This window comes from Amycolatopsis kentuckyensis (genome assembly GCF_002155975.1).
Classification (GTDB): domain Bacteria; phylum Actinomycetota; class Actinomycetes; order Mycobacteriales; family Pseudonocardiaceae; genus Amycolatopsis; species Amycolatopsis kentuckyensis.
This window is the reverse complement of the sequence record NZ_MUMI01000315.1, coordinates 1-22,537: the sequence shown is the minus strand read 5'-3', so window position 1 is coordinate 22,537 and position 22,537 is coordinate 1. Positions and strand designations below refer to the sequence as shown.

The window sequence follows — 22,537 nt, the reverse complement described above, 5'->3', positions numbered from 1 at the left end:
GCCGAGCTTCGTGCCCGGCGGCTCTTCCTTGGTGTCCTTGGGGTCCTTGCCGGTCGCCCACGACGGCACCTTCGGCATGATCGAGCCGAACCGGCCGAACGCGGCGGCCGAAGCCGCGGCGAGCCCGGCGGTGAACATGTCGCCGAACAGCGGGTTCGACGTCGGCACGGTCGTTCCCGGCTGGGTCGTCGTCGTCCCGCCGCCGGGCAGCGGGTGCCCGTCGGTGGGGGTGACGACGATGCCGGGTCCGGTCGTGCCGTTGCCGACGAGCCCCGGGGAGCCGGCGCTGCCCGCGCCGCCACCGGCCGGCGGGCTCGGGGGCGTCTGGACGGCGTTCGGCGAGGCCGGGATCGACTCCTCCGCGGCGGTGTACTCGCCGGCGAGCTGGGTCATCACGACGATCGCCCGGCCGTGCGCGGACCCGGCGGCGTTCGCGGCGGCCTGCTGCGCTTCGACGTTCGCGATGGCCTGCTGACGTTGCTGCGCCGCGGCCTGCACGACGGCGGGGGAGGCGTCCGGCGGCAGCAGCGGCGGGTTCACCGCGAGCGCGACGTCGGCCGGGGCGACGTCCGGCACCGCGACCGGCGGCGGCATCTCCTTCTTGGCCTTCACCAGGGCGTCGGCGGCGTCGCCGAGCGTCACGTTCATCGCCTCCGCGGTCTGCGCCACCTTCGAGATGCCGTTCGCGAGGTCGATGATCATCCGCTGGTACTGGTCGGCCGCGCCACCGGTCCACTGGTCCTTGAACTCGGTGAGCTCCGCGTTGAGGTTGTGGGCCTGCTCGTGCAGGTGCAGCGCGGCGGACTTCCACTTGTCGGCGGCGTGGCGCGCGCTGTTCGGGTCGCCGGCCTGCAGCATCGCGTACAGCTGCTGGTGGCTGTACGCGGCGAAGTTCGTGTGCGCGGTGTTGGTCATCCCTTGCGGCTCCCGTCCGTGTCTCCGCCGCCCAGCAGGCCCAGGACCGGGTCGAGCAGGCCGGTGACGGCACCTGAAGCGTGCAGGTCCCCGGCGACCGACTGGTCGGCGTGCTGGTACCCGTCGGCGACCGTGGTGGTGACGTCCTGGGCGAACCCGATCGCGCTGCGGACCTGGTCGAGCAGGCCCTGCATCTCCGAGACGGCGGCGCGGTGGGCGTCGGCCAGCGACCCCGCCTCGCCGAACTCGCCGAACAGCAGCGGTTCCTCGCCGAGGGTGAGCAGGAAGTCGTTCGGTTTCGACATCGCGTGGATCTGGGTCTCCAGCTCCCGCACGAAGTCCTTCAGCGATTCCAGGTGGACGTAGTACGACTGGTCTGGCATCGGTCCCGGCTCTCTGGCGCGATGGGGCTGACATGGGGAAAGCCGGTCGGCCGGTGCGAGCGGGGGGTTTCCCGCACCGGCCGACCGACGTCTGGGGCGCGGGTCAGCCCGCGAACAGTCCCTGGTTGCGGTTCTCCAGCGACTGCTGGAGGTCGTGCGCCTCGCCGACCTTCCCGCCGAACTGCGCGATGATCGCGACGATGTCCGCGGTGGCCTGGCGCAGGCGGGTTTCGGCCTGGCGGGCGGCGTCACCGGCGGAGCTGCCGGAGGCGTACCAGGTCGCGGTGATCGGCTGCAGGTTCTGGTGCAGCTGCTCCAGCTGCGAGGTGAGCGCCTTGGCCTTGGCGGCCAGGGATGCCGAGCTGTGCTGCAACGCGGCGAAGTTGATTTCGACGACGTCGGCCATGGTGGGCGTCCTCTCTGTCAGGGGTTGAGGCGGGGGAGCACGCCCGAGCCCTCGAGGGTGTTGCCGACCCCCTGGAAGCTCTGGTGGACGTCGGCGTCGCCGCGGCCGTAGTTCGCGTGGCTGGTGTGCACGAGCTGCGACATCGTGTCGAGCTCCTTCACCGCGGCGGTCATCTTCTCCTGCAGCCGCCGCTGGAGGTCCCAGAAGGCCACGGCCTGGTCACCCTTGTAGTTGCGCAGCGCCTCGGTCAGCTCGGACTCCAAGCTGGCCATCGTGGACTTGGCGTTCGTCGCGGTTTCCTCGAAACCCTGGACGGCGCGCGTCATGGCAGCGGAATCTGCCTGGAATCCCGGACTGGACATCGACGGGCCACCTCCTTCCTGAAGCGAATACCCCTGGCGCGGTGGTCCGCGCGGTGTGAAAGTCACGCTAGAAAAGAGGCCTGTGTGGTCAAACGGCACAACTGCCGGTCGCGGTGACGGCACTATTACCCACGCGAGCGGGGGTAGGGCGTTCCCCACCCCGCGACGGTGGCGCGCTCCAGTGACCGCGGGGCCTCCCGGCGCCACGCTTGAGACCATGGCAGACAAGGGAAATCCGCTGGTCACGCTCCGCGCGTGGCACCGCCCGCTGGTGGTGCTCGCCGGGGCGATGGGGGTGCTGTGCGCGGTCTCGCTGCTCGGCCTCCTCTTCGATGATCGCACGCTGGTCAACGTGCCGATCTGGCTCAAGCCGTTCAAGTTCTCCGTGTCGATCGGGCTGTACGCGCTGACGCTGGCCTGGCTGCTGACGCACGTGCGCCGCGGCCGCCGGACCGGCTGGTGGTTCGGCACGGTGTTCGCCGCCGGCATCGGCCTCGACTTCGCGCTGCTGGCGTGGCAGATCATCGTCCGCGGCCGGACGCTGCACTTCAACCAGGCGACGCCCACGGACGTCGCGATCAACAACGTCGTCGCGGGCGGGGCGTACACGGCGTGGCTGATGACCGCCGCCGTTGCCGTCCTGCTGCTGTTCCAGCGCATCCCCGACCGCGCGCTGCGCTCGGCCCTGCGCTGGGGCGCCGGCCTCGCCGTGGTGGGGATGTACGTCGCCACGCTGATGTTCTCGCCGACGCCGGCGCAGCAAGCGGTGCTCGAGGCGAACGGCAAGTACTCGACGTTCGGTGCCCACTCCGTCGGCGTCGAGGACGGCGGCCCCGGGCTGCCGGTGGTCGGCTGGAGCACGGTCGGCGGGGACCTGCGGATCCCGCACTTCATCGGCATCCACGCGCTGCAGGTGCTGCCGCTGGTCGCGTTCGGGCTGCTCCTGCTGGCCCGCCGGTACCCGGTGCTCGAAGCCGACGTAGTCCGCCGCCGGCTGGTCCGGACCGCGGGCGCGGGCTACCTGGGGCTGATCGCGCTGCTCACCTGGCAGGCCGAGCGCGGCCAGTCCGTCGTGCACCCGGACTTCTGGACGCTCGCCGCCGCCACCGGCCTGATCGCGGCGGTCGCCGTCGCGGGCACGCTGTCGCTGCGGTCGCTCCCTCGGGAGCGGGTCGTCTCTGCCGAAATTCTGAGATCCGCCCGGTAGACCGGGATCCCCGGGCGAGAGGCGGTCGCGATGGTCCACCCACAGGCACTGCTGGACGAGCTGGAGCGGGTTCCGGAGGTCCCCGCGTTCGAACACGGTGCGCGGGTGACCACCCGGGGCGAGCTGCGGGCGCTGATCGGCCGGTTCGCCGCGGGCCTGCGGGCGGCCGGGCTCGGCCCGGGCGACGGCGTCGGGCTCGCCACCGCCGTCACGCCGGAGGGGTTCGCCGCGCTGATCGCGGTGCACGTGCTCGGCGCCCGTGCGGTCGCGGTGCGGCCCGGGCTGCCGGAGGCGCAGCTGCGGCACATCCTCGGCGACGTCGCGGCGGTGGTCGCCGACGAGCCGTGGGAAGCCGGGGTTCCGGTGCTGCCGGTGGAATCCTTGGCGGCGGCTCCGTTCGGCGAGCCGGTGCCGCAGGGCCGGCCGGACGACATCGCGACGGTCGTGTTCACCAGCGGCAGCACCGGCGTCCCGAAGGGGGTGGCCTACAGCTACCGCGCACTGACCGAAGGCCGGGTCTGGCGGCCGCCGGTACCGGGTTCGGCGCACGAACGGCTGGGCGCGGGATTCGGGCGGTACCTGCTGTTCGGGTCGCTGGCCAGCGCGGTGATGGTCGAGCAGCTGGGGGTGTGCCTGTTCGCGGGCGGCACGGCGGTGATCCCGGAGGGGCTGCCGGACTTCCCGTCGGTGCTGCCGCGGCTGGGCATCACGGCGGCGCTGACGACCGTGCCGCGGCTGCACCGGATCCTCGACGTGCTGCGCTCCGAAGACGTCGACCTGAGCGCTCTGCGGACGCTGATCGTGGCCGGGTCGCCGGTGCCGCCGCACACGCTGGCCGAGGCGGCCGGGCGGATCGGGCCCGCGATGCACCACGCGTACGGCCAGACCGAGACGGGGATGCTGACGATCTGCCGGGCCGACGAGGGCCTCGGCTCGGTCGGGAAGGCTTGCGACACGGTGGAAATCGCGGTGCGGGAGGGCGAGGTGTGGGTGCGCACGCCGTCGGCGTTCGCGGGCTACTGGCGTGACCCTGCCGGTTCCGCCGAGGTGCTGCGCGACGGCTGGGTGCGCACGCAGGACCTCGGTTCCGTGGACGCCGAGGGCTACCTGCATCTGTCCGGCCGCGCGCGCGACGTCGTGATCGTGAACGCGATCATCCACTACACCGGCCCGATCGAGCGGGCGATCGCCGCGTGCCCGGACGTCGACCAGGCGTACGTGGTGGCGGTGCCCGACGACCGCACCGGGGAGGCGGCGCACGCGTTCCTGGTCCCGGTGCCGGGTCGTTCGCCGGACCTGGACGAGGTGCGCAAGGCGGTGGCGGCCGAGCTGGGGGAGGCGGCGGTGCCGGCCCGGTTCAGCTTCGTGGAGTCGGTTCCGGTGGCACCGTCCGGGAAACCGGACAAGGCGGCGCTGCGTGCGTTGACGTAGCAGCCGATCGAACCGGCTACCCGTTCGGCGTCGAGTTCCCCGGCGACTACCGCCAGTACCTCCTGCGTGTCAGCGCGGGCGGCCGGGTGTGGACGCTGCAGTTCGACGGCTCGCGCTGGGATTGGGACGGCGCCGGCTACCGGCGCCACGACCGGCTGCACCTCCCTTTTCCCGACCACGACAATGCGCTGGCGGCAAGCGAAGACGCGTGGGCGAGCCGGCCGGAGCGAACGGACCACCTCTCCGATGCGGCCTACCAGGACGCGCACGACGCTTGGCGCTAGACCACGGACGTGATCGACGAAGCCCGGGACGTCGGCGCCGTCTTCCTCCAAGACGATGGATGCGGCTTCGCCACGCTTCTGGTTGTCAGCGGACCCATGCGAGGGACCATGTGGTTCGACGTGCGAGCGGCTGAACCCGCTCCTCAACGACGACGGGCAGGCCGCGACGTTCGCGGAGTGGTACCTGGACTGGCTCACCCACGAGGAGCCGCTGACGACGCCGAAACGGCGCCAGGCCGCTCTCCGGCGCTGGGATGCGGGCGTGGAAACGCCCATCTGCCTGCGCTGGTTCAACTCCTAGTGGCCCAAGGCGCACGGCAACCGTCCGGCCCTGCTCGCCGCCGGGACGCGGTCGAAGGCCTGGCCTGACTACTTCCCGGCGCGCAGGTCGGTGATCACCTTGGCGACCCGCCGCTGCCGGGTCTGCTCGGTCTTCGCCTGGCCGATCGGCAGCACGAACCGCTGTTTCGCGCTGTAGGACAGGCTTTCGAACCGGGTTCGCGCGGCCTCGTCGGCGGTGAGCGCTTCCGCCAGATCGGCGGGGATCTCGAGTTCGCGGGGCGCGGTGTCGAGGGCGATCTCGACCTCGACGTCGTCCCCGGCGGCGACCCCGGCCCGCTCCCGGTTCTCCGCGCTCAGCGGCACCAGGAACTGCCCGCCGCGGCTCGCGACCGTCGTGCGGTACGTGTGCCCGCCGAGCGTCACGGTCACCGCCGGCTTCTTGCCGGCGCCGAGCGCCTCGACGACGTCGGCGGGAACCGGCAGGCCGGTCGCGGTCTTGCCGCCGAGCAGGACCCGGGTGCGGAACTCCATGCCCCGAGTATGCCGCGGGCCGGCCGCCCGGGCGGGACGGCCGGCCCGCGGGCCGGCGGCTCAGACGCCGGTCGTGGTGCGGATCCAGCTGCGGCTCGACGCGATGCTCGCGTAGTTCTGCGTGCCCTGCGGGTTCGACCCGGAGTTGCTGCCCGTCGAGCACACCCCGACCTGGACGCCGTTGTACAGCTGCGGGCCGCCCGAGTCGCCGTGCCAGGCCGAGCCGTTGATGCCCTGGCTGGCGATCGCCGTGCCGCCGTAGGCGTCCGAGCTCGTGCCCGTGACGCGCACGTTGGCCGTCTTCAGGGTGCTCGACGGCGGGCTGCTGCCCTGGGTGCGGCCCCAGCCGTAGATCTGGTTGGTCGACCCGGTCGGCGGGTTGCCGGTGCCGAGCTTCATGTACGTCGTGCTGACCGCGGTCGACAGGTGCAGCAGCGCGATGTCCCCGTTCGGGGACGCCTTCTGCTGGTCGACGTTGGCGTTCGTGCCCTGCTGGAGCGTCACGTTGCCGACCTTGACGTGCATGCCGGGCGAGTTGAGGCAGTGCCGGGCGGTGAGCACCCACTGCGGGGCGATGATCGTCCCCGAGCACTCGAAACCGCCGTACGTCGTCACGTTGTTCCAGTAGATCTGGGCGCCCCACGGCGCGGAGGAGACCGTGCTCCCGCCGATGATGTCCTGCTGTGCGTCCGCGACTCCCGCTGAGACCACGCTCAGCGCCGCGGCGGCGGCACCCACCGCGGCTACAGCCCTCGACATTCGCATGAAAATGCCCTTCGGCCCAGGTGATCCGGATATCCGTCCCGAACGGGACGTCCAGCTCAACGTATGAGCCGTGAAGGATTTTCGGAACCTACCGAAGTCGGTAACCCGCTCCCGGGACGCACGGTCCCGGGAGCGGGTCCGCGTCACAGGACGGTGATCGCCCGCGGGGCGGGCACTTCGCTGTTGTAGGCGAAGTTGTCGTGCCACTTGACGCTGTTGCCGGTGAACTTGGTGCCGTCCGAGAGGGAGACGTAGACGTCGGCGTTGCTCGCGCGGGTGAAGACCACGATGTCGGCCTTGCCGTCCCCGTTGAAGTCGCCGACCCCGGGGATCTCGTCGTTGTAGGCGAAGTTGTCGTGCCAGCGGACGCCGTTGCCGGTGAACTTCGTGCCGTCCGACAACGCCACGTAGACGTCGGCGATGCTGCCGCGGGTGAACACCGCGAGGTCGTCCTTGCCGTCGCCGTCGAAGTCGCCGATCGCCGGGACCTCGCCGTTGTAGGCGAAGTTGTCGTGCCACTTGACGCTGTTGCCGGTGAACTTCGTGCCGTCCGAGAGCGCGACGAAGACGTCGCCGGTCGTGCCGCGGGTGAAGACGGCGAGGTCGTCCTTGCCGTCTCCGTTGAAGTCCCCGACGGCGGGCAGCTCGTTGTCGATGCCGAAGTGGTCGTGCCACTTGACGCCGTCGCCGACGAACTTGGTGCCGTCCGAGAGCGCGACGTACACGTCCGCCGGGCCGCCGAGGGTGAAGACCGCGATGTCGTCCTTGCCATCGCCGTTGAAGTCGCCGACCGCGGGGATCTCGTTGCCGTAGGCGAAGTTGTCGTGCCACTTGGCGCTGGTGCCGGTGAACTTGGTGCCGGTGGAGAGCGCGACGTAGACGTCGCCGAGCGTGCCGCGGGTGAAGGTGGCGACGTCGACCTTGCCGTCGCCGTCGAAGTCGCCGCTCAGCGGAATCTCCGCGGTGAGGCCGAACGCGTCGTGCCACAACTGGGACGTGCCCTGGAACCGGGTGCCGTCCGAAGCCGCCACGAAGACGTCGGCGCCGTTCGCGCGGGTGAAGGTGGCGATGTCGTCCTTGCTGTCGCCGGTGAAGTCACCGGCCGAGCGCCCCCGGGTGGTGGTGGAGAAGTCCGGGCTCGTGGCCCCGCCCGAGGCCACGACCAGGTAGTGCCAGGTCCGGTGGGCGGCGGCCGAGTGCAGGAAGGTGGTCGCCTTCGTGGTGCCGATGAACTGCTCGGCGCTGGGGACGGCAGGGCCGTCCGAGCCGGCGTAGACGGAGTACGTCACGTCCTCGGAGGCGGCGAGCGGGGTCCAGGACAGGGTGACGCCGTGGCCGACCGCCTTGGCGGTGCCGATGATCGCCTGGCCGCGGATCCAGTCGCGCAGGTCGTCGGCCCGGGCGGCGGTCGTGCCCTGGCGGGTTTCCGTCTCGCCGAAGCAGCCGTGCTGCCAGGACGCGCCGGCCACCCCGGCGAGCGTGCCGTCCGCGCGGAAGACCGGCGCGCCGGCGTCGCCCTTGCAGGCGTCGGCGGCTCCGGTCAGCGACAGGGTCGTCGCGCCGGAGCTCGAGACGGTGAATTTGCCGACGTGGGCCTCGTTCGGCACCCACTCGGTGGCCGTCCGGCCCCAGCCGGCCAGCGACAGCTCTTCCGACACACCGGGCACCCCGGTCGTCGCGCCGAGCTTGAGCGGCGCGACGTCGGTGATCGTGGTGTCGATCCGGACGAGCGCGACGTCGCGGTCGGTGCGCGGGATCACCGTGAGCACCTTCGCGGTGTGCGGCCCGACGGTGACGCTGACGGGCTTCGCCGGCGGGTTCTCGGGGAAGCAGCTCGCCGCCGTGAGGACGAGCGTGGGTTCGACGAGCGCGCCGCTGCAGGCGCGGCCGTCGGCGGTGATCTTGGCCGTGAAGCCGAGGTTCACCGCCACCGGCCCGGGAGCCGCGCTCGCGGGGACGACGCCGGCCGCGGTCACGGCGAGCAGGGCGGCCGAAACGGCCACTAGACCCGATCGGGTTCGCATCGAAGTTCCTTCTCGGTCAGCCGGCGAGGGTGCAGGAGTCGGGGGCGCTGGTCACGTGGATCTCGGTGTTCCAGCCCGAGCCGATCGTGACGCCCATGTGGTCCGGGCCCGACGGGGCCCACGTCTCGGTGTTGTCGGAGTAGCGGTACCAGCGCAGGACCGGGCCGGTCTGGCCGTCGAAGGGGCTGGTGCCGGTGCTGCCGCGGCCGTACAGGATGTCGCCGCCCGGGGAGAAGATCTCGCCGAACATCTGCCAGCCGGCGCCGACCGGCTTCTCCCGCTGGGTCCAGGCCGAGGCGGTGAAGTCGTACTCGAAGCGGAACAGCTCGCCGCCCGGCTTGCGCGCGTACAGCACGCCGTCGCCGGCCGCGGTGATCGAGTCGAAGCGGGACCAGCCGGTGTCGAGGACGTCGCCGGTGCCGTTGACCCACCCGCCCCTCGCGTCGTCCCACAGGTAGGACTTCAGCCGGCCCTCGTCGTCGACCATGAAGATGTGGTTCTTCTCGTCGACGGTGATCCGGTTCTGGTACGCGTCGGTGAGGTAGCGGTCCCAGCCGTTGCCGACCTGGTTGCCGCCGCTCCAGCCGCTGCTCGTCGAGTACGTCCAGCGCTTCAGCGTGCCGGAGGCGAAGGGATCGCCCGCACCGTGGTTGCGGTGGATGTCCCAGATGGTGCCGCCCTTGCCGGCCAGCGTGCGGCCGTCCCAGCCCCAGCCGACCGCGGCGCTCGGCTGCGTCCAGCTGACCGCGCCGTCGGCCGGGCCGAGGTGGACGTAGCGCCAGAGGCTGCCGTCGGCGCGGGCGGTCCAGATCGCGGCCCCGGCCGGGCACGAAACCGGCGTCGGCACGGTGTTTTCGCGGATCCAGCCGCCGAGGTCGTCGACGCGGGTTTCGGTGCCGCCGGAACGGGTCTCGGTGACGTCGAGGCAGCCGTGCTGCCACGACGTGCTGTTCAGGGCGACGAGCTGGGCGGTGCCGCCCGAGACGCGGAACGCGGGACCGCCCGCGTCGCCCTTGCAGGCGTCGGTGCCGTCGGCGGACGACACCGACACGGTGGCGCCGTTGACGCCCGAGACGGTGAACGGCGCGACGCGCGGCCGCGCGGGCACCCATTCGGTCGCGGTCCGGCCGAACCCGGCCACCTGCAGGGTGTCCCCGGCCTGTGGCGCGGTGCTGCCCAGCGCGATCGGCTGGACGCCGGTCGCCGGCTTCTCCAGCTTCGCCAGGACGACGTCCCGGTCGGTGCGGCGCACGACCTTCGTCAGCTTCGCGCTGAAGCCCGCGCCGGTGCTCAGGTCGACGTCGCCGACCACGACCGTCGCGGCTTCGCTCGGCGTGCCCGAGCCGGCCGCCGTCAGGCAGGTCGCCGAGGTGACGATCCAGGACGGGTCGATCAGGGCGCCCGAGCAGGACTTCGTCGGGGTGGCGATCCGGGCGAGGAACGGGTGGGTGCCGACGGGCACCACCGTGCCACCGGACAGGGCCTCGGCGGGCGTCGCGGTCAGCAGACCGCCCGCGAGCAGGGTGACGGACAGCGCGGTGAGCCGTGTCCGGCCGCGTGGGTGCATCGGGTTCCCCTCGGTGGATGCGGTGGCGGCGCCCCGTGGGACGCCGCCACCGTGGTGCTAAAGGATCGTCGATCGGGCGGCGTCGAAGGTGCCGTTGCTGCTCCACCTGAGGCCTTCGTGGTCGAACCCGCCGGAGGCGTTCGCGTGCCAGCGGAACACGTTGGTGTCCGAGCCGCCGTAGCCGTAGGTGGCGAACAGGTCCGTGCGGCCGTCACCGTCGTAGTCGCCCGCGGTCCACTGAGACTGGCCGAGGTTCCAGTTGCCCGGCCCGCTCGTCCACTGCGTGACCGGCGCGTCGACGCCGGTGGCGGTGGCGTGCCAGGTGCGGAACGTCAGGTTCGCGCCGCCGAGGTCGATCGCGGCGGCGAGGTCCGTGCGCCCGTCGCCGTCGAAGTCGCCGGAGACGAACTTCGCCCGGCCGGACGGGATCCCGCCGTTCCACTTCTGGCCCTGCGAGTCGAGCCCGCCGGAAGCGTTGCCGTGGAAGAGGAACAGGTTCGCGGAGTTGTCGTGGTAGTCGTAGAAGGCCGCCAGGTCGGCGCGGCCGTCGCCGTTGAAGTCACCACCCCGCCAGTCGGACTGGGCGAGGTTCCAGTTGCCCGGCCCGGTGCGCCACTGCGTGACCGGGGCGTCGAACCCGGTCGCCGTCGCGTGCCAGGTCAGCATGCTCAGGTCGGCGTTGCCGTTGTCGTAGGCGGCGGCGATGTCCGTGCGGCCGTCGCCGTCGAAGTCGCCCGCGGTGAACCGGGCGTTCAGCGGCCGGAAGGCGCCGCTCCACTTGATGCCCTGGCTGTCGAACCCGCCGGAGGCGTTGGCGTGCCAGACGAACAGGTTCGCGCCGCCGTCGAGGTAGTCGTAGAAGGCGCCGATGTCGGTACGGCCGTCCCCGTTGAAGTCGCCGGTGACCCAGCGGGCCTTGCCGGCCTCCCAGCCGTCGGCACTCCACTTCAGCACCGGGGCACCCACGCCGGCCGCGGTGGTCGGCCAGACGTACACGCCGGTGCGAGCACTCCCGAGGTCGTAGGCCGCGCCCGCCTCGTCCTTGCCGTCACCGGTGAAGTCGTTGCCCGCCGACACCGGCGTGGTGGCCGGGACGACGTCGGTCGGCGTGCTCGTCCAGCCGTCGCTCGTCGCGACGACGACCCGGTAGTAGCGGGTCTGCTTGGCGGGCAGGCCGGCGTGCGTGTACGACGTTCCGCCGACGCTGCCCAGCAGGTGTGCGCTGTCGACCGGCACGTCCGGGGTCGTGGCGGAGTACACGCGGTAGCCGGTGCTGCCGGTCACCGCGTGCCAGGTCAGGGTGATGGCGTGCCCCACGGCCTTGGCCGACGGTGCCAGGGTCTGCTGGCGGATCCAGCCGGCGATGTCGTCGACGCGGGCGGCGACGGTGCCCTGCCGGGTCGTGGTCTCGCCGAAGCAGCCGTGCTGCCAGGACGAACCGGTCACCGCGACGACGTCGGTGCGGCCCCCGGCGTCGCGGAAGACGGGCGCACCGGCGTCGCCCTTGCAGGCGTCGGTGCCGTTCGTACCGGTGAGCGCCAGGGTGGTCGCCGTCGACGACGGCGCCTTGAACGTGCCGACGTGCAGCGTGTCGGGCACCCATTCGCTCTCGGTGCGGCCGTAGCCGGCCAGGCTCAGCGTCTCGTCACCGCCGGGGAAGTTGACCGGAATGGTGCTGAGCGGCAGGGGAGCGATGTCGGTGACCGGTGTGGCGAGCCGGGCGAGCGCGACGTCCCGGTCGGTGCGGACGACGACGTTCGTGACGGGCACGACGTGCCCGCCGGTGCCGCTCAGGCTGGTCCGCCCGATGGTGGCGGTGGTCGCCTTGGCGGGCACCCCGCCCTGCGGGGTCTCGGGGAAGCAGCTCGCGGCGGTGAGGACGAGATCGGGCTGGACGAGCGAGCCGCCACAGGCCCGCCCGTCGGCCGTGAGCTTGGCGGCGTAGGGATAGGCACCGGGAGCGGCGGCGCTGCCACCGGAAACGGCGTCGGCGGGTGCCGCGGTCAGCAGGCCGCCGGCGAGCAGGGCAGCGGCGAGTGCCGCCACCCGGGTCGGCTGGGTGGGCATACGGGAGTTCCCCTCGTGGCGCCCGGTCGGCCCGGAAACCCGGACGCGGGCATGCTTAATCACCCGGAATCGTCCGGGTGCGATGAGTCGAAAGAAGGACCATTGCGGCCTGGTGAATGCCGCAATGATCTACTCCGAATGCCCGTCAGGCAGAGGCGCGCAGCTCGAGAAGCGTCGAGGGATCGGTTCCCGCACCTTCGCCGATTCCGGTCCACCCGGTCTTGGCGATGGGGACGGTGCTGGTCTGGCCGTTGATTTCGACCGTTGCCTGGACCGAGTGCTGATTGTCGCCGAACAGCTGGTACGCGTTGGGGACCTCGAGGCGGAGGTAGCCGGTCGGTCCGCTGACCTTGAAGCAGTAGTGGCCGGGGTCCCGGTCGTGGTCGGCGGAGTTGTAGGCGTGCAGCTCGAGCAGGCCGGTCTGGCTCCCGCAGGTGACGAGCACGATGTGCCCGTCACCGCTGATCAGCTTGATGGCGCGGTCCTGGAGGATCTTCGCGGCGCCGGGGTACGAGTAGTCCTCGACGATCGGCGGCGGGGCGTCGTCGGCCGGTGCGTTCCCGGCCGCGGCCGAGACGGCGGAAGCGGAGCCGGCGACGGCCAGTGCGGCCCCCGCCGCGGCCACTGCGATGAAACGCGCGCGTGTGCGCATGAATCCCCCCTGCGGTTCGAAAAACGGCATGGTCGATCGGCGGCGAAGCACTCGCCGCGACAAGGCGTGAAGAAGGCTGCGGCCGACCCCGAGCGGACGCGAACCGGACTCTAATCACGTTCCCGGCGCGAAGTCAACAAATGTCCGTCAAGCTGACCCGGGTTGTGAGGTGAGATCCGGCTCACCCGAATGCGGCTTCCGGGCGGTTCCTTCCCTCTGCTATTTTTCGACCGCTTTGGGGGGAGGATCCAGGGCGGGGCAAGCGCGGAAAGCGCTCTCTCATTCTTTGCGCACGGGAACCGGGGTGGTTCCGGCATGTGCGCGTCCCCCTGTGGCGACCGGAAACGTCGTGCACACGGGAGGGCTGGCGAGGTGCGAATCAGGAGATCGATCGCGGGGAGGGCACGCGCTTCGCTCGTGGTCACCTTGGTGGCCGCAGTGGCTTCGGGCGTGGTGGCCGTGCCTGCGCGGGCGGCGGAACCCGTCGGCTCGCAGGAACGCGGTCAGGTCGTCGCGTTGTGGCAGGCGGGCGGGCCGGCGACGAAGGACGCGGCGGCCGCGGCCCTGGTGGGCTCGGACGCCGAGGTCCACACGTTCCTGACCAGCGGCAAGGCGGTCGCGGCCGAACACGACGACCGGATCAAGGTCAGCCGGTTGCTGACCGTGGCCGGACCGGGCGTGCGGAGGGCTGCACAGGCGGCGTTGAGCGGCTCCGCCACCGACGTGCGCGCGTTCCTCGCCACGGGCTGGCAGCAGCCGTGGCGCGACGACAACCGGGCGCAGGTCTCGCGGTACATCACGACCGGCGGGCGCTGGGTGCAGGCGGCCGGGCAGGCCGCGTTGAGCGGCACCGAAGCCGACGTCCAGAAGTTCCTCGACTCGGGTCGTCAGCAGGCGCAGAACGACGACGACCGGATCAAGGTCAGCCAGCTGGCGACGACCGGCGGTCCGGAGGTGCAGAAGGCCGCGCAGCGAGCGTTGAGCGGCACGGTCGAGGACATCCAGGCGTTCCTCGAGACCGGCTACGCGCTCGCGGCCGAACGCGACCAGGAAACCGCCAGTGTCGCGCACCTCGCCGACCTGGCGCGGGACGCGGGTGCGCAGGCGGCGGCGCAGACGAAGCAGGCCCAGGACGCGGCCGACCGGGCGATCGCGGCGGCACAGCGCGCGAAGGAAGCGGCGCAGCGCGCTGCTGCGGAGACCCAGGCGGCGCGGGACTCGTCGGTACAGGCGGCGGGTGCGGCGGCGCGGGCCGCCAGTGCGGCACGCGGTGCCGCCGACGCGGCCAAGACCGCGGTCGGTGCGGCGGCCGAGGCGAACCGGGCGTCGCGGGTGGCGGCGAACGCGGCGGCGCAGGCCGCGACGGCGGCGTCGCTGGCTGAGCAGGCGTGTTCGCGGGCGTATTCGGCGGCGTCGGCCGCGGCGGCGGACGGCGCGCACGCCGCCGAAGCCCGGAAGGCGGCGGTCGATGCCCGCAACGTGGCGGCCGGCGCGCGGGCGGCGGCGGACGCGGCGAACGCGGCGGGCCAGGCGGCGGACGCGTCGGGCCGGGCCGCGGGCGCGGCGCGGAGCGCGAGCTCGAACGCGGACGCGGCGGCTTCGGCGGCGAGCGAGGCGGCGGGATACGCGCGGTCGGCGGGCGCGGACGCGAGCCAGGCCGAGCAGGCGGCCGCGACGGCGCGCGCGGCGGCGGCCCGGGCGAGCCGCGCGGCGAGCGCGGCGGAGTCACTGGCCGGCCAGGCCGCGGCGGCGGCCCGCCAGGCCCGCGACGCGGCGAACGCGGCGGCGGCCCACGCGGACGCGGCGGCAACGGCGGCCGACCAGGCCGCCGCAGCGGCGGACCAGGCGAAGAAGGACGCGGACGCGGCGGCGGGGTACGCGGCCTCGGCCAGGACATCGGCGGACACGGCGACGACGGCGGCGAACCAGGCGGCGGCGCTGGAGAAGACGTCCCGCGACGCGGACGCGGCCCGGTTGGAGGCCCAGAAGGCCCAGGCGATCGCGGAAGCGGAAGCGGCGAAGCAGGCCGAGAGCACGCAGAAGGCGGCGGGCGAGTGGAAGGCCGGCGAGGCGGCCAAGCGGTCGGCGGAGACCCAGCGCCTCCTGGACGAAGCGGCCAACCCGGCGACGGCGCCGGAGACAGTGGTGCTGGACGTTCGCAAGGCGGCGATCCTGCTCCTGCAGAGCGGTGGCCCGTGGACCAAGTCCGCCGCTGCCGCTGCCCTCTCGGGCAACGAGGCCGGCTTGCGGCAGTTCGTGCGTACCGGGCTCGGGTCCGCGACCCGGCAGGACGACCGGACCAGTGTCGCCGTCCTGCGGGACACGTCGGACAACCAGCGCTTCCAGCAAGCCGCGCGTACGGCGTTCGCCGGCACGGACCCGCAGGTCGCCGACTTCCTGCGCACCCGCGACTACCCGGGCAAGGCCGACGACGACCGGCTCGCGGTCCAGCTGATCCTCAACAACGGCGGTCCGGCCACGAAGGAAGCGGCGAACCGCGCGCTCAGCGGCACCCCTCAGGACATCGCGGACTTCCTGAGCACCGGGCGGTACGTGGCCGCCGAGCACGACGACCGCATCGCCGTCACCCGGTTCTTCACGACCGGCGGTCCGGAGGTGCGAGCCGCGGCCGAGGTCGCGTTGTCCGGTCCGGTTTCCTACTTGAAGAAGTTCTTGGACAACGAGCGGTTCGATGCCGAACAGCGGGACATCGACACCGCGACGCACGCGGCCGATGTCCACCGGTACGTCACGGAGGCCGCGAGCACCGCGGCGACGGCCAGGGCCAACGCCGCTCTCGCGACCGAGGCGGCCGCCCGCGCCCGCAACGCCGCCGGTGAAGCCGACCAGGCGGCCAGGGACGCTCGTGCGCAGGCCGACCAGGCGGCGATCTACGCCGAACAGGCCCGCCAGTCCGCCCTCCAGGCGCAGCAGTCGGCCGACCAGGCGGCGCAGTCCGCCCGGCAGGCCAAGAGCGCGGCGCAGAACGCGCAGCGTGACGCGCAGGCCGCGGCGGCTTCGGCGGCGCGGGCCCGGGCTTCCGCGGTGCGGGCCAACGACTCGGCCGCCGCGGCCCAAACCTACGCCGACCAGGCCAGGGCTTCTGCGGTTGCCGCGGGCAAGGACGCGGACGCGGCGGCCAAGGCCGCCGACGACGCGGCGAAGATCGCCGCGGACAAGCGCGCCGCCGAAGACGCGAAGAACCAGCAGAGCACCGCCGGGTCGGGGCCGCTGAGCCCGGACGACGAGGCGGCGCTGCGCGCGGCGGGCGGGCAGGAACTGGTCGACCAGTACAACCAGGCCAAGGCCCTCGCCGAGCAGAACATCATCGACTGGATCATCGCCAACGGCGGCCAGATCCTGATCGACCTGTTCATCGGCGGGATCAAGGCCTGCATCAACGACCCCGGCATCGTCAACTGCATCATGGGCGCCGTCGACATCGCGTCGCTCGGCCTGGCCGCGATCAAGGCGTTCGAAGTCGGCAAGGCGCTGTGGCGGATCATCGCCGGCATCGGCAAGTTCGTCGAAGACGTCGCCAAGGCTCGCACCTTCCTGGGCCGTGGCAAGGAGATCATCGAGGCGGCGCGGGCCGGGAACTGCTTCCCCGCCGGGACGATCGTGCAGACGGAGGCCGGACCGAAACCGATCGAAGCCGTCACGACCGGCGACCGCGTCTGGTCGAAGGACCCGGTCACCGGGCACTCGCAGCTGCGGGCGGTCGTCGCCACGTTCCAGCGCCAGGTCGATGCCCTGGTGGTCGTCGGCGTCGGCACGACCGTCGTCCGGTCGACCACCGAGCACCCGTTCTGGGTGACCGGCCGGGGCTGGACACCGGCGTCCCAGCTGCGGGAAGGCGATGAGCTCGACGCCGGGGACGGCGCACCGGCGACGGTGACGTCGGTGACGCGCGAAACCACGCCCGTCAAGGTCTACAACTTCGAGGTCGAAACCGATCACGACTACCGCGTGTCGCCGCGCGGGCTGCTGGTGCACAACATGTGCAAGCCGCTGCCCAACCAGCTGCCGGGCAACCTCGAGCGGGAACTGGCGGACGCGGCCCGCGTCAACGTGCAGCCGATCCGGGCCGCACAGGGCGCCGAGCTGGACGCGGCACTCGCCCGGGCGGACCTGGAAGGCCAGATCAAGTGGGCGATCCTGGAGGACGGTAGTCTCGTCGTGATGCCGCACACGGTCCAAGGGGTGGAGATCTCGCACGCCGTTCTCAGCAACGGGCAGGCCGTTCGCGCGGCCGGCGAAGCGACCATCGCCGGATCGGCGGAAACGGGGTACTTCGGTCTCGACATCTCCAGCCGCAGCGGCCACTTCGTCGGCAGCGACGAGGCACTCTGGGAGCCGATCCGGCGCCTGGGTATGGAGGCGTTCGGCCAGCTGGGCATCCACTTCTGATGTCGGACGTGCGCGGGCGCCTGGACGCGATGCCGTTGCGGGATCGCTTCGAGTGGTGGCTGGCCGGTGGCCGGCCGGCGGACGACGCCGGGCCGAACGTGTGGCTCGGCGTCGTGCAGCTGCTGACCATGCCGCTGGTCCGGGAGCTGCGGCACCCCGAACCGTCCGGCGAACGGCTGTCGGCCGCGGAGTTCGACCGGTTCCTGGGTGCGGTCGACGAAGTGTTCTCGGTCCTCGAGCGGCGGCAGCTGATGGACGCCCACGAGGTGCTGACCCGGCGGCTCGCCCTGGCGGCCGCGCTCGCCGAATCCGGGCTTTCCCTGCCGGATTCGCCGTTCGCGGCCGACCGGGTCGTCCGCTCGGTCATCGCTGTGGTGACTCCGGAACGGCTGGCGGAGGCCGAACGGCTGAGCCCGATCTGGACCACCCTGGAACGGGCCGAGATCCTGCGCCTGCGCCACCTGAAACAGCTCATCCGGCTCGCGCTCGACCTGCGCACGCACCTCACCGACCCGGACGCCGCGGCTACCGTGTCGCGCTGGGAACCGGTCTGTTCCACGTTGCCCTGAGCAAGTGCTTCGAAGAAAACCGTGCGGCCGAGATGACCGCGCCCGCACGCCGAGCCGTCAGGACTCCGCCGGCTTGGTCCAGGCCACCTGGACCAAGCCGGTCCCGTGCCGACGGGACACCAGCGTTCCCCGGCCCGGCGGCTGCGGTGACGGCTTCACGTCCGCCAGCAACGCCCCTTCGTCCTTCGCCCCCGACATGATCAGCCCCGGTGTGCCCAGCTCCCGCAGCCGCTGCAGGACCGGCTCGAACAACGCCCTCCCCGCGCCACCGGATCCACGCACGATCACCAGGTGCAGGCCGATGTCGCGGGCCTGCGGCAGGAACTCCAGCAGCGGCTGCAACGGGTTCCGGCCGACCGTGGCCACCAGTTCGTAGTCGTCCACCAGCACGAACAGCTCCGGGCCGCGCCACCACGAGCGGTTGCGCAGCTGTTCCGGTGTCACCGACGGGCCGGGCAGGCGGTTGCGCATCGCCTGGGCGCACTCCGCGATCAGGTCCGTCAGCTTGCCCTCTGCCCCGGCGTACCCGAGCAGGTGCGGCTCCGGCACCGCGCCCAGGAGACCCCGGCGGTAGTCCGCCACGATGATCGCCGCCTCTTCCGGGGTGTACGCCGACGTGATGCCCTGAGCCAGCGCACGCAGCAGCGACGATTTCCCCGACTCCACGTCGCCGAAGGCCACGAAGTGCGGGTCCGCCGCGAAGTCCAGGTACACCGGGCGCAACGTCGATTCCGCGATCCCCAACGTGACCTGACGCGAAGGCGCCGCGGGCAGCGTGTCCAGTGGGACCTCGGGCGGCAGCAGCCGGACCTGCGGGGCGCGCGGCCCCTTCCACGCTTCCGAAATCCGCCGCACCAGGTCGACGCCGCCCGCGCCGACCGTTTCCGGGCGCTGGTCCGAATCGATGCGGGGCAACGCCGCCAGGAAGTGGAGCTTCTCCGCCGTGATGCCGCGGCCGGGGCGGTCGGCGGGGACGTTGGCCGCCACCTTGCGGTCGATCGAGGAGTCCATCGGGTCGCCCAGGCGCAGCTCGAAGCGGGTGCCGATCGCGTCGCGGAGCTGGGCGCGGACGCCGATCCACTGGTTGAGCGAGACGATCACGTGGATGCCGAAGCCGAGCCCGCGCGCCGCCAGCCCGGTGATCTGCTCTTCCAGCTGCTCGTACTCCTGGCGGATCGTGGTCCAGTTGTCCACGAAGAGGAACACGTCGCCGAACTCGCGCTCGTCCGTGCTCTCGGTGAACTCCGCACGGCGGGCGCGGAACGCCGCCATCGACTCGATCCCCTGCGCGGCGAAGAACTCCTCACGCTGCTCCAGCAACGTCGTCAGCTCGGCGACGACCCGGCGGCAGCGCTGCGCGTCCCGGCGGGTCGCGTACCCCGACACGTGCGGCAGCCCGGCGATCGGCGCCAGCGCGCCACCGCCCATGTCCAGCACGAACAGCTGGACCTCGGCCGGCGTGTGCGTCAGCGCCAGCATCCCCGCGATGTCCTTCATCAGCGTGGACTTCCCGCTCTGCGGCGCGCCGACGATCAGCGCGTGCCCCGCGGCGCCGGAGAAGTCGGCCCAGTGCAGGTCGCGGCGCTGCTCGAACGGCTTGTCCACCAGCGCCACCGGGATCGTCAGCTTGCCGTTGCCGCCCCAGCCGAGCGGGCACAGGCCGCGCGCGGCGTCCTCGCCCAGCGGCGGCAGCAGCTGGTCCAGCGTCGGCGGTTCGGCCAGCGGCGGCAGCCAGATCTGGTGCGCGGCCGGGCCGCGGCCCTCCAGGCGGGACAGCATCGCCCCGATGATCGTCTCGCCGGTACCGCCCTCCTCCGAAGGCGCCGGGGAGATTTCCGTCGTCACCGGGATTTCCACCGGGGCCAGGGAAAACGGCAGCACACCGAGCTCCTGCCCGTCCTCGCGCACGACCGTGCTGCGCGGCGGCAGTTCCCCGGAGACGTAGGCCGCCTTGAGCCGGATCAGCGTTTCGGTGTCGGACTTCAGGTACGCCGAGCCCGGCACCGGCGGCAGGTGGTAGGCGTCCGCGACGCCCAGCACCGCGCGGCTTTCCGCGGCGGAGAACGTCCGGAGCCCGATCCGGTACGACAGGTGGGAATCGAGCCCGCGCAGCCGGCCCTCCTCCAGCCGCTGCGAGGCCAGCAGCAGGTGAATGCCCAGCGACCGCCCGAGCCGGCCGATCGCGACGAACAGGTCGATGAACTCCGGGCGGGAGGACAGCAGCTCGCTGAACTCGTCGATGATCACCAGCAGCGACGGCAGCGGGTCCAGGGGCGCGCCGTCAGCGCGGGCTTTCTCGTAGTCCCGCACCGACGCGTAGTTCCCGGCCGCGTGCAGCAGTTCCTGCCGCCGCAGCAGCTCGCCGTTGAGGGCGTCGGCCATGCGGTCGACCAGCGCGAGGTCGTCGGACAGGTTGGTGATGACGGCGCACGTGTGCGGCAGCCCGGTCATCCCGGCGAAGGTCGCGCCGCCCTTGAAGTCGATGAGCGCCAGGTTGAGCGTCTCCGACGAGTGCATCACGGCCAGGGCCGTCACCAGCGTCCGCAGCAGCTCGCTCTTGCCGGACCCGGTCGCGCCGATGACCAGCCCGTGCGGGCCCATCCCGCCCTCGGCCGACTCCTTGAGGTCCAGTTCGACCGGACGGCCTTCGGGGTTGACCCCCAGCGGGATCCGCAGCCGGTCGCGGGCCGCGCGCGGCGCCCACGTCACCGTCGTGTCGGTGTCGCGCGGGTCACCGATGCCGAGCAGCCCGGCCAGCCCGAACGTCGAGGACATCGGTTTCTCGCCGACGACCGCGGCGGGCGTGTGCAGCGGCGTCAGCATCCTCGCCAGTGCTTCGGCGGCGCCGCGGTCGAGGACGTCCGGGCGGCCGAGGAAGCCGAGCCGCTGCTCGCCGCCTTCGCCGACGACCATGCCGAGGGACTCCGGTGCGGTGTGCAGGCTCAGCAGCTTCTCGGACGACGACGCCCGCGGGTGCTCCTGCCCGACCTCGATCACCGTGACGCCGAGCCGGCCGTCCGAGCCGATCAGCCGGGGCTCGCCGTGCGCGTTGCCGCCGTCGACGAGGACCACCAGGTGGGGCAGGTCGAGCTCGGCCGCCGCGCGCCGGCTGAACGCGGGCCGCTCGCCGAGGTCGGCACCCAAGAGCTCGGCCAGCCCGGCCGCGGTGTCGGCGGCCAGCCGCCGCGAGCCGACGGCGTCGGCCGCGCCCGCCGCCGTCGCGTGCGGCAGCCACTTCGCCCACTCCCAGTCGTGCTGGCGGTCCGGCGACACGCAGAGCGCGACCCGCAGGTCCGCGGGGGAGTGGAAGGTGACGAGCTGGCACAGCAGCGCCCGCACCAGGCCGAGCACGGCCGGCCGCCGCCCGGCCACGGTGACCGCGGCGAACGACCGCAGCGACAGCGCGACCGGCAGGCCGTCCACCGTCGAATAGGTGCGGATGAAGTGCTTGAGGCTGGTGGAGGACACCGGGTCCAGGTCTTCCAGCGGCACGGTCTGCGGCGCCTTCAACGGCGTCGCGAGCCGCTGCGGCCCGGTGCCCGCGCGCACCTGCGCGAACTGCGGCTCGTTGCGGCGGCGGTCCCACAGCTTCCCGGTCTCGACGTAGGCCCACAGGTCGGCCGGGTCGGGCTGGACGGCGACCATGGCCGCGCGCTGGCCGTCGGCGATGTCGCGGACCTGGGCGCGCAGCCCGGAGAGGTAGCGCTGGTAGTCCCGGCGTTCGTCGTTGATCTGCGCCTTCTTCGCCATCCCGCCGCGACCCAGCGACATCACCACCATGCCGCCCATGGCGCAGATGAAGAGGGCGCCGAAGATCCACGTCATCACGCCGCCGTCGCGTCCGATGTAGACGAACGACATCGCGCCCATGCCGAGCATCATCGGCAGGAACATCATCAGCTGGACCATCCCGCCGGACGAGCTCTTCGGAAGCATCGGCGGCGACTGCAGCACGATCTCGGACGGGCGCTCGGGCGAGAGGCTCATGCAGCAATGCTCCAGCGGATCGGGGCGGCTCTGACCGGTATTTTGGCCACTCGCCGCCACCCCGCGGTGGGTACTTTTGCCGTCCGCCCGCTTCCGGGGCCGAACTTACGCTCAGCCGAGCACACACCCCGGAAGGAGACCCATGGCCGGCGAGTACCGGGCTGAGCCCGAGGCGATGCGCTCCGCCGTGGGCAACGTCGGGGGCATCATCGCGCACGGCATCAACGCCGTGGCCGACCTCGAGCGGCTCGTGGTGCAGCCGATGTCGTTCGCGACGTTCGGCAGCGCGGTCGCCGCGGCGAACACGGCCCTGCACTCCGGCCAGATCACCGCCGTCCGCACGCTGCTGCAGCAGCTGCAGCAGCGTGCGGACGGCGGTGATCTGGCCGGAGTGCAGGGCCGTGTTCGCCGCGGCGACCGCGCTGCCGAACGTCGCGAACGACATCGGCTGCACCACGAGCCGCTCGAGGTCGGCCACGGCGTTGATGCCGTGCGCGATGATGCCCCCGACGTTGCCCACGGCGGTGCGCATCGCCTCGGGCTCAGCCCGGTACTCGCCGGCCATGGGTCTCCTGCCGGGGCCGAACTTACGCTCAGCCGAGCACACACCCCGGAAGGAGACCCATGGCCGGCGAGTACCGGGCTGAGCCCGAGGCGATCCGCTCCGCCGTGGGCAACGTCGGGGGCATCATCGC

16 protein-coding genes and 1 pseudogene are annotated in these 22,537 nt (G+C 72.4%); 5 read left to right on the top strand and 12 right to left on the bottom strand.

Features of this window, described 5'->3' with window-relative positions:
• The 4 genes from CCN39_RS28685 to CCN39_RS28670 form a co-directional block, all read right to left on the bottom strand.
• On the bottom strand, positions 1-915 hold a 915-nt coding region (locus tag CCN39_RS28685; RefSeq protein WP_086847150.1), incomplete at its 3' end, for a WXG100 family type VII secretion target.
• Positions 912-1,298: a hypothetical protein gene (locus CCN39_RS28680; protein WP_086847144.1), complete on the bottom strand. Its 387-nt coding sequence runs from the start codon at positions 1,296-1,298 to the stop codon at positions 912-914. The genes CCN39_RS28680 and CCN39_RS28685, both read right to left, overlap by 4 nt.
• Positions 1,299-1,401: 103 nt before the next feature.
• Positions 1,402-1,704, bottom strand: coding sequence for a hypothetical protein (locus tag CCN39_RS28675; RefSeq protein WP_003057455.1), 303 nt, complete (start codon positions 1,702-1,704; stop codon positions 1,402-1,404).
• A 17-nt stretch (positions 1,705-1,721) separates the two neighbouring features.
• Positions 1,722-2,066: a WXG100 family type VII secretion target gene (locus CCN39_RS28670; RefSeq protein ID WP_143264192.1), complete on the bottom strand. Its 345-nt coding sequence runs from the start codon at positions 2,064-2,066 to the stop codon at positions 1,722-1,724.
• A 217-nt stretch (positions 2,067-2,283) separates the two neighbouring features.
• Here CCN39_RS28670 and CCN39_RS28665 point away from each other — a divergent pair, with 217 nt between their 5' ends.
• The 3 genes from CCN39_RS28665 (at position 2,284) to CCN39_RS28655 (ending at position 4,988) form a co-directional block, all read left to right on the top strand.
• Positions 2,284-3,273: a hypothetical protein gene (locus CCN39_RS28665; RefSeq protein WP_086847140.1), complete on the top strand. Its 990-nt coding sequence runs from the start codon at positions 2,284-2,286 to the stop codon at positions 3,271-3,273.
• A 30-nt stretch (positions 3,274-3,303) separates the two neighbouring features.
• Positions 3,304-4,704 carry a class I adenylate-forming enzyme family protein gene (locus tag CCN39_RS28660; protein WP_086847138.1) on the top strand — a complete coding sequence of 467 codons (1,401 nt, stop codon included), beginning with the start codon at positions 3,304-3,306 and terminating at the stop codon, positions 4,702-4,704.
• A gap of 86 nt (positions 4,705-4,790) precedes the next feature.
• Positions 4,791-4,988: a hypothetical protein gene (locus CCN39_RS28655; protein WP_086847136.1), complete on the top strand. Its 198-nt coding sequence runs from the start codon at positions 4,791-4,793 to the stop codon at positions 4,986-4,988.
• Positions 4,989-5,357: 369 nt separating this feature from the next.
• On the opposite strand, the gene CCN39_RS28645 is transcribed toward CCN39_RS28655, so the two are convergent.
• The 6 genes from CCN39_RS28645 to CCN39_RS28620 form a co-directional block, all read right to left on the bottom strand.
• A complete protein-coding gene (locus CCN39_RS28645; protein WP_086847132.1) occupies positions 5,358-5,801 on the bottom strand; it encodes a YdeI/OmpD-associated family protein in 444 nt (147 codons plus the stop codon).
• Between the two features lie 60 nt (positions 5,802-5,861).
• The gene (locus tag CCN39_RS28640; protein ID WP_434781127.1) at positions 5,862-6,566 is read right to left on the bottom strand and encodes a S1 family peptidase; all 705 of its coding nucleotides are present in this window, start codon (positions 6,564-6,566) and stop codon (positions 5,862-5,864) included.
• Between the two features lie 143 nt (positions 6,567-6,709).
• Positions 6,710-8,590, bottom strand: a complete 1,881-nt coding sequence (locus CCN39_RS28635; protein WP_086847129.1) for an FG-GAP-like repeat-containing protein — start codon at positions 8,588-8,590, stop codon at positions 6,710-6,712.
• Positions 8,591-8,606: 16 nt separating this feature from the next.
• Complete coding sequence (locus CCN39_RS28630; RefSeq protein WP_086847128.1) at positions 8,607-10,157, bottom strand: tachylectin-related carbohydrate-binding protein; 1,551 nt, start codon at positions 10,155-10,157, stop codon at positions 8,607-8,609.
• 57 nt (positions 10,158-10,214) lie between these two features.
• Entirely contained in the window at positions 10,215-12,224 is a 2,010-nt protein-coding gene (locus CCN39_RS28625) for a trypsin-like serine protease (protein ID WP_086847126.1), read from the bottom strand.
• Positions 12,225-12,369: 145 nt separating this feature from the next.
• The gene (locus tag CCN39_RS28620) at positions 12,370-12,876 is read right to left on the bottom strand and encodes a hypothetical protein (RefSeq protein ID WP_143264191.1); all 507 of its coding nucleotides are present in this window, start codon (positions 12,874-12,876) and stop codon (positions 12,370-12,372) included.
• Between the two features lie 417 nt (positions 12,877-13,293).
• Here CCN39_RS28620 and CCN39_RS28615 point away from each other — a divergent pair, with 417 nt between their 5' ends.
• A complete protein-coding gene (locus CCN39_RS28615; RefSeq protein WP_158104559.1) occupies positions 13,294-17,286 on the top strand; it encodes a polymorphic toxin-type HINT domain-containing protein in 3,993 nt (1,330 codons plus the stop codon).
• A complete protein-coding gene (locus CCN39_RS28610; protein WP_086847119.1) occupies positions 17,286-17,855 on the top strand; it encodes a hypothetical protein in 570 nt (189 codons plus the stop codon). Before CCN39_RS28615 ends, CCN39_RS28610 begins: the two co-directional genes overlap by 1 nt.
• 57 nt (positions 17,856-17,912) lie before the next feature.
• Here the strand turns inward: CCN39_RS28610 and eccCa are convergent, their stop codons facing one another.
• Positions 17,913-21,842: a type VII secretion protein EccCa gene (gene eccCa, locus CCN39_RS28605; RefSeq protein WP_086847117.1), complete on the bottom strand. Its 3,930-nt coding sequence runs from the start codon at positions 21,840-21,842 to the stop codon at positions 17,913-17,915.
• A gap of 343 nt (positions 21,843-22,185) precedes the next feature.
• Positions 22,186-22,407 (bottom strand): annotated as a pseudogene (locus tag CCN39_RS53050) (WXG100 family type VII secretion target); the annotation flags it as partial.
• Positions 22,408-22,537 lie beyond the last annotated feature (130 nt).